Below are 16,351 nucleotides of genomic sequence, written 5' to 3'. Positions count from 1 at the left end.
TATGAATTGTCTGTTCGTTATTGAATCGTATAATTTTTATGATCTGTAGTATGGAAATGCAGTTTTGGTGAGATGCTGATTTTGGAGATGATATCCAATTTGTCCTGCAGCGTCATCGCTTTGCTGAAATTGATGTTTAGGCGACAGCGGGATATATCTGTCTGGCTATGAAACTGAATACCATAGTAGTTTTCCAGTTCCCATAACACCTGTTGCAGGGACACGTCGCTGAGAATAATTTCTCCGGTGGTCCAACTGCTGATGCTAGTACTATCTGTTTTACTAAAGATGGCTTTCTCTGGTGTGATAATCAGTTGTTCCGTAGCATGGAGCACGCCCAATACTTGTTTGTTTTCAGATACTTGTACTTTACCGGTAGCCACGGCCACTCTAGCTGGCTGCCCAGCTATACTGGTAATAGAGAAGGCAGTACCGAGTACGTCTACACGTAGTTGGCCCGCTTCCACGAGGAAAGGACGGCGACTATCCTGGTGTACATCGAAATAGGCTTGTCCGTGTACTTTCACAGAGCGGTTTTGGTGATTGAAGCTGCTAGCATATTCCAGGGTACTGGCAGCGTTTAGCCATACCTGTGATCCATCGGGGAGTTGTACTTTTTTTACTTCTTTTAATCCGGTGCTGATTTTTGTCCAGGCTACCACACCTGTTTTGCGGGATGCTTGCTGATACCACCAGCAGGAGAAGGCCAGTACGGGCAGTACTACCGCTGCTGCTGCCCAGCGTTTCCATTTATATAATGGTTTTACATTACCGGTATGAATATGTTTCAGCAATGCCTGTTTAACAGATTCCTGCATCTCTGGTGGAAGTGCTGCTGCTGGCGCGGCGGCGTGCATCTTATCCATCCAGGCCATGAGTAATACTACTTCTTCCACGCTGCATTTGCCGGCTCTATATTTGGCGATTAGCTGATATATTGCATTTCTTTCCAATGATAAATCGATTTAGCTTCTCTCTTTAAAATGCTTGTTATACTGATATGTCACACGACACGAAGCGGATAACTATTGCGACTGTCGGCTTAACAATTTGGTAATACTGGGATAGGGAAGGATAGGACAAAAAGGTATCCGGCTCTTACCGGTGGGTAAGGGCATTGGCAATGTGCAGTGGCTGTCTCCCTACAACAGGAAAGAGGCGATAGAGCCTTTCAACATCACTTTCAATCTTTTGTTAGCGGTATTTAATTGGTTACGTACCGTTTGCTCAGAGGCGCCTAGGGCAGCCGCAATTTCCGCGACACTACGGTATTCGAATTTGCTCATATAAAATACTTGCCGAATCTTTGGCGGTAGTTGGTTCAGATGTTGCATCAGTTCTTCATACATCTGTTTATAATACAGTTGGTCAGTACTATTGGAGGTATGCTCTTGCAGCAATTGGGCAAAGCTGTGTTCATGTCTGCTACGAATATCTTCTTTGCGTAAAGCATTCAGGATACGGAGGCGCAAGAGAAATAACAAGAAGGCTTTGATTTCTTGTGGTACTGGTAATGCTTCCCTTTTCTCCCATAGTTCGAGGAAGAAGTTCTGCAATACATCCTTAGCCATAGCATCGTCGTGCAGGATGCTACAGGCATAATGCATCAACATATTCCAGTGTTCCTGAAAAATATGCTCAAATGCAATGGTATCGCCCTTCTGAAATCGTTCCCACATCAGTGTTTCTGGCATACTGTCCTTAAAAGGTGATAATAAATACAATAAGTTGGATGTGCAGGGCCAAAGGTAACATGTCTCTTATCTTGTGAGGGATGTCACTGGTTTATCTTTGTGTTAATTGTTCCTGGAATCAGCAGTCCACCGTTTAGCTCCTGTAGTAAATGCAAGCCTGCTGGCCATTCTCCAAGTCCTGAATTAGCATTGATATGACCTGCTGCTCCCAGATTGACAAAGCGGCTACCCCAGGAGGCGGCGAAATAAGTGGCCCTGTCTAGTGAACAATATTCATCGTTCGTACTTCCCACCAAAATACTTTTAAAAGGTAATCTCGTATGGGGAACTGGTTCAAAGCCGGCGGCGGTTTTAGGGAAATGGGGGCCATTGGGGTCCGCTGGAGCTACTAGCAAGGCGCCTGCAATACTCCGCTTGGTTTGCTGTGCCCAATGGGCTACTGCCAGGCAAGCAAGACTGTGCGCCGCAATGACAACACCAGGACCAGCAGCGGCTACCTCCCGTTCTATATGCATGACCCAAGCGGTACACACGGGCGAGTCCCAGGAGGCTTGCTCTATTCTCTTAGTGCCGGGAATAAACTGTTCCCACAATGTTTGCCAGTGGCTAGGACCGGAACTACCCAGGCCTGGCGCGGTCAGGACCTTAATCTCCATAGTCAGATATGCTGGTTTGTTATGAAAGATAATAAAAAACACAATCAATTTTATTCCGAAATGTCCCTATGCGCCGTTTTCGTGTTTTCAACAAAATATAGTCAATTTCCTTCCGAAATGTCCCTATGCGCCGTTTTCGTGTTTTCAACAAAATATAATCAATTTCCTTCCGAAATGTCCCAATACGCCGTTTTCGTGTTTTCAACAAAATATAATCAATTTCCTTCCGAAATGTCCCTATGCGCCGACAGGCGCATAGGGACTAAGAAGAATCTCCACTATTAAAGTAAATGTCTTTAAAAAAGAAACCTGCCCATTACTAGGGCAGGTTCACGTGGTGGAATTTTAAAATGAAAAAGAGTTTAAAGAAATTGATCTGGGTCAGAAGGCCCTGATCGTTTTTGCTATTCCATTATATGTTATTAGTTCATTAGTTATTGGCAAATCCGGCGAGGACGGATGTTGTGGATCTATGAAAATGATCCTGAAATACCGTTGCTCCAACATACCTGGGAAACTGCCTTCCCTGGCGCCGATCCGCAAGGTTTTACTGGCTTCCTCCCATTTAAATCCAATCCTGCTGTAAGCCTCACGCTCATAACCATAGTTAATATTTTCATCTTCATACAAGTCAAAAGATGCATCCTGACCAGTGTATACGTAAATGTTCAATGTATCCGGTTTCTTCTCTGAGGTATACTGCAATACGGGCCCCATAGGCAGAATACTACCTGCCTTTACATAGAGTGGCATCCGCGATAGGGGAGCGGTAGCGGTGATATATCCAGCCTGCTGATACTTCCCTGTATAGAAGTCATACCAGCCATTTCCTTTGGGCAGGTATAAACGCCTATTCCTGGCTTTGTAGACAGTAACAGGATTCACGAGCAAGGCGTCTCCAAACATAAACTGGTCGCTGATTTTGAAAACCGTACTATCGTCCCCGTAATCCATTGGTAAACCGCGCATGATGGTATAATCCCGATGATATACATTGCCTGCAAGGGAATAGATATAAGGCAACAGGCGATAACGCAATCGATCATAATACAACATGGAATTATATTCCTCACTGCCTTCTGGCGCTATATTAAATAGCTCTCGATATGGATACTGTCCGTGTGAACGGAAGAGCGGACAAAAAGCCCCATATTGGAACCAGCGGGTATTCAGCTCCCTCCATTCTTGTAAAGCCGTCCCCACAGGATGCGGGCGATCATATTTATCTTCCACGAAAAATCCGCCGATATCTGTGGTCCAATAAGGTAGTCCAGACATGCTATAGTTCAGTCCGGCCGGTATCTGCCGGGCCATTTCATCGAAGGTGGCAGCTATATCTCCACTCCAAGAAGCGGCCGCATATCGCTGAATGCCTGCATAGGCGGAGCGGGAAAGGATGAATACACGTTGATCGGGTTTCACACTGCGTTGGCCTTCATATACGCCACGGGCATGCTCCAATGAATAGGCATTGAAATACTGCGCTGCAGGCCCAATAGCAGTTGGGTCCATCAGTTTTTTGCGGGTATCCATATTAGCATTGCTGAGGATGTCTGGCTCTGTGGCATCTAACCACCACGCATCTACGCCTTTGCTGAATAACTGCTCATTCATTAACTGCCAGAAGCGTTTGCGGGCATCGGGATTAAAAGCGTCGTAGAAAGTGGATACATAGCCTTTCCCAATCCAATCGCGCTGACGATGGCGGATATTCTGTTGGTATAACCAGTGATACTGATCGAATAATTGGTAGGTAGGAATGCCTTCGTAAAACTTAGGCCATACGGAGATCATGAACTGTGTATGATAATCGTCGTGCAAACGTTGTATCATACCTGCTGCATCTGGAAATCGTTTCGTATCAAATTCCTGACTTCCCCATGCATTTTCTTTCCAGTAGCTCCAGTCCAGGACAATATTATCCAGTGGAATCTGTTTTTGGCGAAAAGCGGCCACTGTAGAGATGATCTCTGCTTGTGTTTTATATCTTTCCCGGCTCTGCCAGAAGCCTAATGCCCATTGCGGCAGCATAGTAGCTTTACCAGTAACTTGACGGTATCCACTAATTACTTCGTCCATGCTATTGCCAACTATGAAATAATAATCTAGTTTTTCTCCTGCCTCAGCGGTAAATATGGCTTTGTTGTTATAGGCTGCAGGGGTAGGAGAGAGCAGGTGAATAGATAAAAAGGATTGCGCGGTTTCCGGGATCCATTCCACTTTAACGGGGACGGCTATATCCTTTTTCATGGGCAGCTTAAACTGCGAGGGGCCTGGATTCCAGCTTTCCCGCCATTTATCCAATATTAGTTTGCCATTCATCCAGATTTTCAAATACCCGGACGACTGTACGAAAAATTTATAGTCGCCATTTTGGTCGCCGCTCATGGTGCCCTCCCAGGTAATTTTCCCTTTAGCGAGGGGAAACTGTGGAGGCAACTGAGGTAGATCTTCCAGGAACGCATAGTTAATGGTGCTGTCTATCTTTCTCAACAGCACTTTGCCGCTGGATCTATCCGCATAGGTGGCGCTTAATCCGCCTGCATGGCCATCGGCAGAAACGAGATGCAAAGCATTCAGGTCTTGTTTGGTCCTGGGATCGCCGAATTTGGTAATAGAATAGTTATCCCAGAGGATACCGTATTTATCGGTAGATAGCAGAAATGGAATAGCTGCAATGGAATTATATTGGGTGAGATCAACGTCTTCCCCGTAATAGTTCATCAATCCGGTTTGATGTTGGCCCAGGCCATAGAGTCCGGCCTGTGGATTGACCTGGAAGATCTGCTGAATATTATACAACTGTTTACCGTTAATATTTACCGACTTGAACTGTCGGCCACCATCCAGGTTTTCAGACAAAATGATTTTCCCAGACGGATATCGGTATACAATCTGGCCGGTAGTTTTATGGATATCTACCCTTAATGATTTGGTTTTCAGCGTATATACTTCACTGTTATCGCTGTAATCCCAGGGAATCGTTTGCGTGCTGGCGGCGATGGCCATCAAGCTAGGCGTGCTACTGATTGCTTCATCAGGAGTGGCCGTGACATGAATAATTTTCTCATTGACAACCTGTAATCTTATCTGCGAGGTACCGTGACTGGCATTTTTATCCAGTTTAATGAGTAGGCCGTCGCTTAGTTTCTCCACCTCTCCGGCATGGCACCAGGAAGTGAAGCATGTTAATAAAACAATCGGAATGGTCCTTTTTATCATAATACGTGGAATTTTTAGCGTGGCCTGCGCTGCATTTCGATGGGAACAAAAATAGAAAGGGTAGATCAGATCAAGGGGTAGGATCTGTTACATATTAGGGGTTAAAATGTTGAGCGAGGAAGTATAGATAAGTGGGTGTTAAGGGGTTGATATGATGAGATGCCAGCCACCATGGCGGATTTGCTCACTCTTAGCTACATAGGAGGGGTGCATTAAAAACATAATCAAAATTCTCCCCGCCACTCCAGGCACCGCCAAATTGTGCGCCTATGGCAAAACCGAATCAACTCCTCCGCACCACTCTTATCCGCCGTATTGTGCGCCTATGGCAAAACCGAATCAATTCCTCCAGGTCACTATTCTCCGCACCATATTGTGCGCCTATGCTAAAACCGAATCAATTCCTACTCGCCACTATTCTCCGCGCCCTATTTCGCGCCTATGGCAAAACCAAATTCATTCCTCCCAAAAGTTTACAAACGCCATTCACCCCCGCCTATCTCAAAAAACAATCAATTCCCCTTTCCAACTGTTCCAAGGCGCCGACAGGCGCCTTGGAACGAATAAAAAACCTCCACTATTAAAGTAAAATCCTTTAAAAAAATAAATCTGCTAATACTTGACAATAGGTTTAGCATATGCTACATTTGTACTACGCTTGGATTATCAGGCCACCATCCCCTCTAAACCAGATACATCATATTTTCAATATAAAGAGTTTATGGACCTGAGTGCCATAACGTGGAATTTTAGCAATAAAGGTCGAATTCTTTCGACCTTTCCTATTTTAAACCCAATAGCATTATAATTTCTCAGAAATAATCACTAGTTTTTTGCCCAATTTGAAAAATTATTATGCCACGTTATTCTCTTTTATGCCGCGGAATCCTGTCTGTTTTACTGACAGGCATGCTTAGTCCTGTGTTCGCGCAAAGCACTCCTGCAAAGGATGTCCGGGTAACCCTGGATTATTGGTACAATCATGAATTTAAGAAAGACAAAGCGGGGAATACCATCCGTTGGCACTATACCTGGGAAGAACAGGAAAATGGTGGATTTTCCATCTGGGGCCATATCTTCGATTCCCTAGGTGTAAAAAGGGATACCTTGGCGGCTGCACCCACTGCCACCAATCTGAAAAACACAGACGTCTATATCATTGTAGATCCTGATACAGAGCTGGAATCACCATCTCCCAATTATATGAATAGCAAGGATGCAGATGTGATTTATAACTGGGTGAAAGCCGGTGGGGTACTGGTTTTGATGGAAAATGATTCCCTGAATGCAGAATTTACGCATTTCAACAAATTGTCAGAGAAATTCGGTATTCATTTCAATGGCGATAGTCGCAACCGCGTACAGGGCCGTAATTATGAGCAAGGCGCCTTGATAATCCCTGCTAATCATGAGATTTTCCCGAATGTTAAAAAAGTATATATTAAGGAATTGTCTACCATGAACGTGAAAGCGCCAGCCAGAGCTGTTTATAAAGATGGTAACTATGTGATAATGGCAGTGTCCAAAGTGGGCAAGGGTACTGTTTTCGCAGTAGGAGATCCTTGGTTTTATAATGAATACACCGATGGAAAACGCCTGACGCCGGATTATCAGAATTATGGCGCAGCGGCAGACCTGTCTGCCTGGCTGATTAAACAGGTGAAGAAAAAGAAATAATTATTCTCCTAGATGTAGAAACTGGAGATTTCTCCTGATACCTGCATATTTACTGCGTTTCAGGGGAGAATGACGGAAGATGGCCTTGAATGCTTCTTCCGTCATTTCCTCCCAATCGTTGGTAGAAAAATCAAGAATAGCGGGAATCGGCTTGAATGCCGCTTCCTTATTGGCTTTTGCAAAGCGATTCCAGGGACATACATCCTGGCAGGTATCGCAGCCAAACATCCAATTATCAAAGGAACCTTTCATCTTTTCCGGGATCAATTGGTCTTTCAGCTCAATGGTGAAGTAGGAGATACAACGACTCCCATCTACCACTCCCGGCGCTACTAACGCGCCTGTTGGGCATGCGTCTAGGCAGCGGGTACAAGTACCGCAGAAATCACCCACCGGCCCATCATATTCCAGTGGAATATCCGTAATCAGCGTAGCAATGAAAAAGAAAGACCCAGATTGCTTGTTGATAATATTACCATTTTTGCCAATCCATCCCAGACCGCTCTTCCGCGCCCAGCTACGTTCCAATACGGGCGCAGAGTCCACAAATCCTCGGCCCTGTACCTGCCCGATACGTTCCTGCATACGTGCCAGCATCTCTTTCAAACGAGCCCGAATAACCTCATGGTAATCCTGCCCGTACGCATACTTGGAAACTTTGGGAGCGTCTTCCCGCTGGCGTTCGGCAGGAAAATAGTTGTATAAAAGTGTGATGACAGACTTGGCGCCATCTACCAGTTTACGGGGATCAATACGCTTATCAAAGTGATTCTCCATGTAATGCATGGAGCCATGCATACCCTTGTTCAGCCACTGCTCTAGCCTACGTGCATCATCATCCAGTTGCACTGCCGCTGATATGCCGCAGTAGTCAAATCCCAGTTCCTGGGCAAGTTCTTTTATGAATCGGGTATGTTCCACGCCGCAAAATTACAACAAGTACATGGGAATACCCGGAGAGGGGAGGCATAGAAAATAATATCTTTACCCGAAATTAATCAAGCCCTGTATCTGTAACATTATGCGCTATAATTCTGTCGTGCTGGCATTATTTACCCTGACCAGCTGTTTGTTCTCTACTGTTCTGCATGCCCAGGACGGTGCTAAAATGAAATTCGGTAAAATCTCCAAGGAAGAGTTTAGTCTCAGCTCCGCAAAGGACACCGGTGCTCACGCCATCATTATCTCCGAAATTGGTAGCTCTGCTTATGAAACCAATGGATCATCATTGCAATTGGTCTATAAGGTACATAAGCGCTTTAAAATCGTGGATAAAGCTGGATATGACTATGCCAACGTCACTATCAACCTTTTAAAAGGAGATCGTGAGCAGGAAGAAGTCAGCAAGTTAAAAGCCAGTGCCTATAACCTGGAGAATGGAGAAATAAAAGAAACCAAGCTGGAAAGTAAGGATATATACACCGAACAAACCAGCAAAAATATTGTCACCAAGAAATTTGCTATCCCAGGTGTAAAAGAAGGGACCATCATCGAATACAGTTATACACAGACTTCTCCTTTCGGAAGCAGCCCGGCCCCTTGGACTTTCCAACATGACGTACCTACGCTTTGGAGTGAATACACCGTGTCTGTACCGGATTTCTTCAGATTTGTTCAAATGGGTACTGGTTTTGAACCGTATACGGAGAAAACCAAGAACTACAGTCATACTACATTCAGCTTCCGCTATGAGCCAAACGGCCCTACTGGCCAGTCTTACAATACCACGCTAAGCAGTGAGATTACCCACTTCCGCTGGGCGGTGAAAGATCTGCCAGCTATGCGGGACGAGCCATTCATTACGACTACGAAGAACTATGTCAACAGGATTGAATTCCAGTTGGCTTCCTATCAAATAGGCGAGATCACAAAAGAGGTAAAAAATACTTGGCCTAAGTTGATGGAAGATTTGAATAAAGACGAAGACTTCGGCGCTGCAATGGGTAAAAACGGCAACTTCATGGATAACCTCACTGATGATCTTATCAAAGGCGCCACCACAGACCAGGAAAAAGCATCGAGAATATTCAACTGGGTAAAAACAAATGTTATTTGTAATGATGACCGTGGGATCTGGACTTCACAGCGTTTAAAAACCACGCTTACCAGCAAGAAAGGGGGCGTTTCGGATATCAACCTCCTCCTGGTAGGGCTCCTGCGTCGTGCTAAGCTCGATGCATTCCCGATTATCCTCAGTACTAGAGATCATGGCTATGTTTCCTATTATCCGCTATTATCCCGCTTTAACTACGTGGTAGCGGGTGTAAGATTGGATGATAATATGGTTACCCTCGATGCCACTGATCCGTTACTTGGGTTTGGTAAATTGATGCCAGCCTGCTACAATGGCGATGCTAGAATCGTTGATGAAATGGGAACGAACATCGCCCTTTCTGCGGATTCTCTCCAGGAAGCGGAAATGACCAGCGTTAGCTTCGATAAATTCGAAAAAGGTGTATTCCATGGCCAGTTGCAACAACGTCCAACCTATCTGCAATCCTATAAAATCCGCAAAGAAATTCAAAGTAAAAAGAAAGAAGGATTCTTTGAAAGAATCAACAAGTCATACAATGGAGATCTGGAAGTAAGTAACGGACATATAGATGATCTGGATAGCCTCAATGGTCCAATCATGGTGACCTATGATTTCAAAATGAAAGGAGGAGAAGATGAGGAGGTGATTTATGTGAATCCAATTGTGGGTAGTGCTTATAAGGAGAATATCTTCAAAGCCGCAGAACGTAGATTCCCTGTGGAAATGAATGCAGTGTATGATGAAATGTATTCTATGAACTTCCAGGTGCCAGAAGGCTATGTGGTAGATGAATTGCCTAAATCCGCTATTGTGAAATTCAATGATACCGAAGGCATATTCCAATACCTGATACAGCAACAAGAGGATCGTATACAGATGCGTTGCCGTATCCAACTGAAGAAAGCCACCTTCGATCCGGAAGATTATCCTTCCCTGCGTGATTTCTTCGGTATGATTGTTAAAAAACAGGCAGAACAAATAGTGCTGAAAAAGAAAAAAGCATAACCTTGAAAAGTCTTAAATTATTATCTTTTCTGCTCTGCTGCTGGCAGCTCCCACTGCTCGCTGCAGAGCCTTTTTATCCTGCATCTGCTATTCCCGAAGGACTGAAGAAGAATGCGCATAGCATCATGCGGCTGAACGAAACCACCTTTCGCGTAATCGATGGTAAAGAGATCAGGGCGGTACAACACCAGGTGATCACTATCCTCGACAGAGAGGCCGATCAGCGCAGCAGCCTGATGGAACCATATGATAAGCAGATGGAAATCCGCAGTATCTCCGGCGCCTATTACGATGATAAAGGTAATCAGGTGAAGAAGCTCCGCCAGAGCGATATCCGGGATGTGGCCGCTGGTGGTGATGCCCAGTTGATCTCTGATGGTAGGTATAAATTACATGAATTCACGGGTTTCGGATATCCGTATACGATAGAGTATACCGTGGAATATAAACTGAATAGTGCCTACTTCCTGCGCACATTCCAACCACAGGAATTAGGAACGGAAGCAGTGGAGAAAGCAGTCCTGAATGTGACAATGCCCGCCGACCTGCAATTGCGGTTTAAAATGTTGCAAACACCAGTACAACCAGTAATCGCAGATGCGAAAGAAGGAAAAAATTACACCTGGACTTTCTCCAACATTCCAGCCATAAAGAAGGAAGCATTGGCCGTGCCGATGTTGAATAGAGTGCCATTTGTATTGTTGGCTGCCAGTGAATTTGACTATGGTGCATTCCATGGCAAATCAGGCTCTTGGCAAGAACTGGGTAACTTCTTTTATCGCCTTAACGCGGGTAGAGATGGACTACCAGATAATATGAAGACGAAAGTGCATCAACTCACGGATAACCTTTCTACCGAACAAGAAAAAATCAGTGCCTTATATTCCTATCTACAGAGTAACTTCCGTTATATCAGTATACAATTGGGCATTGGCGGATTTCAGACCATCGATGCGCAAACTACTGCCAAAACAGGATATGGCGACTGTAAAGGTCTCTCCAATATGATGTGTGCAATGCTGAGAGAAGCAGGCATACCTGCAAATATGGTACTGGTACAAGGTGGAGACGAACCGCGTATGTTCCCGGAAGATTTTGCAGCCGATTGGTTTAATCACGTGATTGCATGCGTTCCTGGCAAGAAAGATACTACATGGCTGGAATGTACCAGCGCATACCTGCCTGCTGGTTACCTGAGTGGCTTTACTGGCAATAGGGCAGTAGTCGTGTTGGATTCACTGCATAGTAAACTGACACATACGCCACATTATGGTCAGAAACATAATCACAAAAGCTCCCTGGTGAATGCTGTAGTAGATGAAAATGGAAATATGAAGATAAAGGCGGAAATCCGCTCCACTGGCATGATGCAAGACGAGCTTTCTGCAATGATCAACAATATAAGCAAGCAAAAACAGTTGGAAATATTGCGAAATGGCCTGGATTTTTCCAATTATGATGTAACTGCTTACGAAACCAGCGAAGACAAAAAATTACTGCCTACATTAACGGAGAAGTTGGAAATAACGGCAACTAATTATGCTACGGTAACGGGTAAACGAATGTTCCTGCTACCCAATGTCATGAGTAGATACGGTATCAAATTAGAAGAAGATTCTGCGCGATTTTCACCCATCGCTTTTCCGCTGGCATACAGTAAAACAGACACTGTCAACATCACTATTCCGGCTGGATATAAAGTAGAAACGCAACCTAGGCCACAGGTGCTGACTAGCAAATACGGTTCATTATCTACTACCCTGGCGGTGAATGGAAATACCATTATGTATATACGAAAATTAGACATCAATGGAGGTACGTACGCTGTTGCGGAATACAATGAGATCATGAATTTTGCAAATACAATTTATAAAGCAGACCGGAACCGGTTAGTGCTGGTGAAGGAACAGTAGTGTTGGATTTCAAAGATAAAAAAAGGCGCCGGATTTGCATGTCCAGGCGCCTTTCTCTTTGTTATGGGTAGATATGGCTGTTTTATTTTTCTCTTACACTGATACTGATATGCCTGTCTTTTTTCCTTTCTGCATCTGGCGCATTGGCAGCCGCCTTTGCAAATTCAGATCCATACCCTTCAGCACCTTCCAGTTGATTGGGATCCACACTGAGCTTTTTCAGACCCGTTACTACAGCATCGGCACGTTCTTGAGATAGTTTCTTATTAGCGGCAGCATCACCTGTTTTATCGGTATATCCGCCTATTTTGATTTTTGTTTTCGGGAATGCTTTCAGGATGGCAGCAATATTACTTACCTGCTGCATACTTTCTTCTGTTAGCTCCGCACTGCCGGTTTTGAAGTTGAGGTTATCAAAATCAAACCATACATCTTTACCAGCAGCTTTACTATTGTCTTTCAGGAAGGTTACCAACTGATCTTCAATACCACCTTTGAATGCATTGAGTACAGTGCCGTCAGGTAATGTCACCTGAATACTTTCTCTAACGGTTTCTGTATTCATTGGAGCGGCTGTACCAGCAGAATCAGCTAGTTGATTGGTGGTTACACTGTCTACCACTGTTTCTCTGCCTTTATTGCCACCACAACCACGCATCAGGTACCAAAGCAGGATAATAGCCACTAGGATCAATAGTAAAGACCAGATCCATTTGCCGCCACTGCCACCGGCTTGTTTTACAGTATTCACGGTAGAACTGGCTGCACTGCTCATAGTATGACCCAGACTACTAGCCATACCACTCAGTTTGGAACCAATTTCTCCCAGTCCGCCTAATCCCAGCAATCCAGCCAGGTTTACGCCACCAGGAATAGCGCCAACAATTTTATCTTTTTGAGAATGTAGGAAAGACGCGAATCCACCAGCATTCAAATTGTTCTGTATAGCATACTGCCCCACGGTGCCAAGTGTAGCCGGAGCCGCTGATTGCATAAGTGTCTCGGCAGAAGATTCCTTGATGCCTGCATAAGAGGAAATCATGGAGGTAATTCCTGCCGCTTTATCGCCAAATAGGGTCTTTAAAAAACCTGCCCCTTTGGTCAACAGACTGCCAGCTCCCCCTTGCAGGGCTGTACCAATGCTGGAAGGAGATGCCTCTGCTGCAGCTCCTTTCACCATATTCAGTAAACCACCGGCATCACCGCTACTCTCCGTCTTGTGTAACAGTCCAGTTAATACAGTCGGAACAATAGCGGATATCGCTTTCTGGATCCCTTCTTCACTCTCGCCTAATTTGGAGGCGGCCTGACTGATTAAGTTGCCGCTAAAAAGATTTTTTGCACTCTCTAATAAGTCGAATCCCATAATTTAAGGGTTTAATGATGAAGAAAATATATCGGGGTGAAATGTATTTTTTTCTAATAGCCTATAGTAGCCCGTGGTCCGTTTAACATCACTATAACAAAGCTGCCGCCGCCCTTGTTCACAGTTTTTTAAGAATTCGTTTGGCTTCCTGTCCTTTTTTTCGTACCTTCGCTTCGCTTTAACGCATTTTTTAGACTGTTTCAAGTGCCTTCCGAGCACGCTCATTACGATAGAACAGTCAATATTTATTGGTATTGATCATTTCGGGCCACATCGTGCCCGGTTTCATTTCCGAATAACTGTTTCAGTGCAGAAACTGCACAGGAATTCCTGTGTCGCAGAGGAAAACGATCAGCATAAACATATTATAACTATGACTGCTATGATTGGAGAATCATGGATGGTTAGGACCTCCTATGCCATTACATCAACTGTGGCCAACTGTATAACGAAAGAATGAAAATTATCTGCTGCTTGCTCTTTTTCTTTCCATTGATGACTAACGGTCAAGATAGTACGAAAATTAATGAGAAGCCCACACTACATATCGGAGGGGCATTGCGATTTAATTACAATAACTCTTCCTGGAAAAAAGAACAGGTGAAAAGAGGAGGAGATTTCGGATTCGATATGTTCCGCATCAACGCAATTTAAAAATACGGTAGATATGGCACAGCCGCTTTAATGTCAATATCGGTTACTATTTCTAATAAAAATAAACGAATGATGATACCTAAACTGAAAATTGAAAATATTACACTGATCTTCGGACACGATCGAGAGTCCGCTTTAAACTTGCTCCAGGAAGGGGCCAGCAAGGCGGAGATCCTCGCGGAAACCGGGTGTACAGTGGGTGTGAAGGAGGCTTCATTTGACATCCAACCAGGTGAATTCTTTGTAATCATGGGCCTCTCAGGAAGTGGAAAATCTAGCCTGCTCAGATGCCTCAACCGATTGATTGAGCCTACTTCAGGAAATATCTTCCTCAATGATACGAACATCACTGCGCTCAACGATAAAGAGCTCCAACAGATTCGTCGGAAAGAGATTAGTATGGTCTTCCAGCAATTCGGATTGCTCCCACACCGTACTGTCATGGAAAACGTGGCTTTCGGCTTGGAATTGCAAGGCGTTCCTATCACAGAAAGAAAGGAAAAAGCAGCCCAGGTAATTGAGCTCGTAGGCCTCAAAGGCTATGAAGAACAACTGCCTTCTGGCCTCTCCGGTGGTATGCAACAACGTGTAGGCCTGGCCAGAGCCCTCGCCAATGATCCAGAAGTACTGCTGATGGATGAGGCGTTCTCTGCCCTGGACCCACTCATCCGCACACAGATGCAGGATGAACTACTAGACCTCCAAGAGAAAATGCATAAAACGATTGTCTTCATTACGCACGACCTTGACGAAGCTATTCGCCTCGGCGATCGCATCGCGATCATGAAAGATGGAGAAGTAATCCAGGTGGGCACGCCAGAGGAAATCCTCACGGCGCCTGCTACGGAATACGTGTCTTCCTTCGTAGAAAAAGTAGACCGCAAAGCGGTGATTACTGCCTCTTCTCTCATGGATACCAACCCCGTTACCGCCGTTTTTAGAAAAGACGGCCCAGAAGGGAGTCTCCGTAAAATGCGTACCACCGGCCTTAACATCCTCCCCGCTGTCACCATTGATAAACATTTCTTAGGCTTCGTATACCTCCATGAAATACTGGAAGTAAAACGACGCGGCGATAAAACCATCGAAGCGGTCATCCATCGGGAAGTGCCTGTGGCCTACCCAGATACTACTGTAGAACAAATGCTGCCCTTTATCGCAGAAACAGATAAACCCGTTGCAGTAGTAAACCCCGAATCCAACAAGCTGTTGGGACTGATTTCCCAGACTGCACTGATTATTGAAACAACAGGGAGTCAGACTTTATAACCCTTACGATTATACGAATATGATTAAAATTGGAAAATATATAGAACATTTCATTAACTGGCTAACATTGCATTTCGGACCTTTTTTTAAATCCGTGAAGCACGTGGTAGAAGCCATGGTAAACGGAGTGCAATGGGTGCTGGGTATTATGCCCTGGTATGTACTTATCCTGCTGCTGGCCGTTTTCGCATGGCGTAGAGCCGGATGGTCCGCTGGGATATTCACTCTGCTAGGATTAGGCCTGATCTATGGTATGGGCTACTGGCCACAAACAATGGAAACATTAGCGCTCATTTTAGTAGCTGCCTGTATTGCACTGCTGATGGGCATACCCTTTGGCATCTGGGCAGCCAGAAATAAAATGGTAGGCAAAATATTGCGGCCTATCATGGACTTCATGCAAACTATGCCTGCTTTCGTCTACCTAATACCTGCCGTCCTATTCTTCGGATTGGGTAAGGTGCCAGGTGTCTTCGCAACGATCATCTTTGCTATGCCGCCTGCAGTGCGACTCACTACACTAGGTATCCAACAGGTGCCCAAAGACATAGTGGAAGCTACGCGCTCATTTGGAGCGACCTCTACGCAATTGCTCTTAAAGGTGGAATTGCCCCTGGCCATGCCCACTATTTTGGCTGGTGTGAACCAGACCATCATGATGGCGTTATCTATGGTGGTGATTGCGGCCATGATTGCTGCTGGAGGACTCGGAGAAATCGTACTGAAAGGTATCACACAGTTGAAAATAGGTATCGGTTTCGAAGGTGGTATTGCTGTAGTAATATTGGCTATCATCCTAGATCGTATTACACAATCCTTCGGCAAAAAGAAAATTAAAAAAACCAGTAATTAAATAACGA

Annotated in this window: 13 protein-coding genes; 7 read left to right on the top strand and 6 right to left on the bottom strand. The window is 44.8% G+C overall.

Annotated features, from left to right (window positions below; genetic code table 11):
- Nucleotides 1–17: 17 nt before the first annotated feature.
- The 4 genes from JO154_RS03900 to JO154_RS03885 all read right to left on the bottom strand — a co-directional run bounded on the left by JO154_RS03900 (nucleotide 18) and on the right by JO154_RS03885 (nucleotide 5,572).
- The gene (locus JO154_RS03900) at nucleotides 18–953 is read right to left on the bottom strand and encodes a FecR family protein (protein ID WP_291941985.1); all 936 of its coding nucleotides are present in this window, start codon (nucleotides 951–953) and stop codon (nucleotides 18–20) included.
- A gap of 189 nt (nucleotides 954–1,142) precedes the next feature.
- On the bottom strand, nucleotides 1,143–1,694 hold the full coding sequence (locus JO154_RS03895; protein ID WP_291941983.1) for an RNA polymerase sigma factor: 552 nt from the start codon (nucleotides 1,692–1,694) through the stop codon (nucleotides 1,143–1,145).
- 83 nt (nucleotides 1,695–1,777) lie between these two features.
- The gene (locus JO154_RS03890) at nucleotides 1,778–2,350 is read right to left on the bottom strand and encodes an alpha/beta hydrolase (RefSeq protein WP_291941981.1); all 573 of its coding nucleotides are present in this window, start codon (nucleotides 2,348–2,350) and stop codon (nucleotides 1,778–1,780) included.
- A gap of 381 nt (nucleotides 2,351–2,731) precedes the next feature.
- Complete coding sequence (locus JO154_RS03885; RefSeq protein ID WP_291941978.1) at nucleotides 2,732–5,572, bottom strand: TIM-barrel domain-containing protein; 2,841 nt, start codon at nucleotides 5,570–5,572, stop codon at nucleotides 2,732–2,734.
- Between the two features lie 269 nt (nucleotides 5,573–5,841).
- Here JO154_RS03885 and JO154_RS03880 point away from each other — a divergent pair, with 269 nt between their 5' ends.
- Nucleotides 5,842–6,156, top strand: coding sequence for a hypothetical protein (locus JO154_RS03880; protein WP_291941976.1), 315 nt, complete (start codon nucleotides 5,842–5,844; stop codon nucleotides 6,154–6,156).
- A gap of 325 nt (nucleotides 6,157–6,481) precedes the next feature.
- Nucleotides 6,482–7,249, top strand: a complete 768-nt coding sequence (locus JO154_RS03875) for a hypothetical protein (RefSeq protein WP_291941974.1) — start codon at nucleotides 6,482–6,484, stop codon at nucleotides 7,247–7,249.
- On the opposite strand, the gene queG is transcribed toward JO154_RS03875, so the two are convergent.
- Complete coding sequence (queG, locus tag JO154_RS03870) at nucleotides 7,250–8,170, bottom strand: tRNA epoxyqueuosine(34) reductase QueG (RefSeq protein WP_291941972.1); 921 nt, start codon at nucleotides 8,168–8,170, stop codon at nucleotides 7,250–7,252.
- A gap of 100 nt (nucleotides 8,171–8,270) precedes the next feature.
- Between queG and JO154_RS03865 the strand changes: the two genes are divergently transcribed.
- Both JO154_RS03865 and JO154_RS03860 read left to right on the top strand, forming a co-directional pair.
- Nucleotides 8,271–10,289 (top strand): DUF3857 domain-containing protein, encoded by a 2,019-nt coding sequence (locus JO154_RS03865; protein ID WP_291941971.1) that lies wholly within the window; start codon nucleotides 8,271–8,273, stop codon nucleotides 10,287–10,289.
- Nucleotides 10,290–10,291: 2 nt separating this feature from the next.
- Entirely contained in the window at nucleotides 10,292–12,202 is a 1,911-nt protein-coding gene (locus JO154_RS03860; RefSeq protein WP_291941970.1) for a DUF3857 domain-containing protein, read from the top strand.
- Between the two features lie 82 nt (nucleotides 12,203–12,284).
- On the opposite strand, the gene JO154_RS03855 is transcribed toward JO154_RS03860, so the two are convergent.
- Nucleotides 12,285–13,568 (bottom strand): OmpA family protein, encoded by a 1,284-nt coding sequence (locus tag JO154_RS03855; RefSeq protein ID WP_291941968.1) that lies wholly within the window; start codon nucleotides 13,566–13,568, stop codon nucleotides 12,285–12,287.
- Between the two features lie 456 nt (nucleotides 13,569–14,024).
- Here JO154_RS03855 and JO154_RS03850 point away from each other — a divergent pair, with 456 nt between their 5' ends.
- From JO154_RS03850 to JO154_RS03840, 3 genes are all read left to right on the top strand, one after another.
- Nucleotides 14,025–14,222 carry a hypothetical protein gene (locus JO154_RS03850; protein WP_291941966.1) on the top strand — a complete coding sequence of 66 codons (198 nt, stop codon included), beginning with the start codon at nucleotides 14,025–14,027 and terminating at the stop codon, nucleotides 14,220–14,222.
- A 69-nt stretch (nucleotides 14,223–14,291) separates the two neighbouring features.
- Nucleotides 14,292–15,491, top strand: coding sequence for a glycine betaine/L-proline ABC transporter ATP-binding protein (locus JO154_RS03845; RefSeq protein WP_291941964.1), 1,200 nt, complete (start codon nucleotides 14,292–14,294; stop codon nucleotides 15,489–15,491).
- A 19-nt stretch (nucleotides 15,492–15,510) separates the two neighbouring features.
- A complete protein-coding gene (locus JO154_RS03840) occupies nucleotides 15,511–16,344 on the top strand; it encodes a proline/glycine betaine ABC transporter permease (RefSeq protein ID WP_291941961.1) in 834 nt (277 codons plus the stop codon).
- Nucleotides 16,345–16,351 lie beyond the last annotated feature (7 nt).

Origin of the sequence: Chitinophaga sp. (assembly GCF_019236475.1) — a bacterium.
GTDB lineage: Bacteria > Bacteroidota > Bacteroidia > Chitinophagales > Chitinophagaceae > Chitinophaga.
The sequence above is the reverse complement of the archived record's forward strand: the minus strand, read 5'-3'. Positions and strand labels throughout refer to the sequence as shown.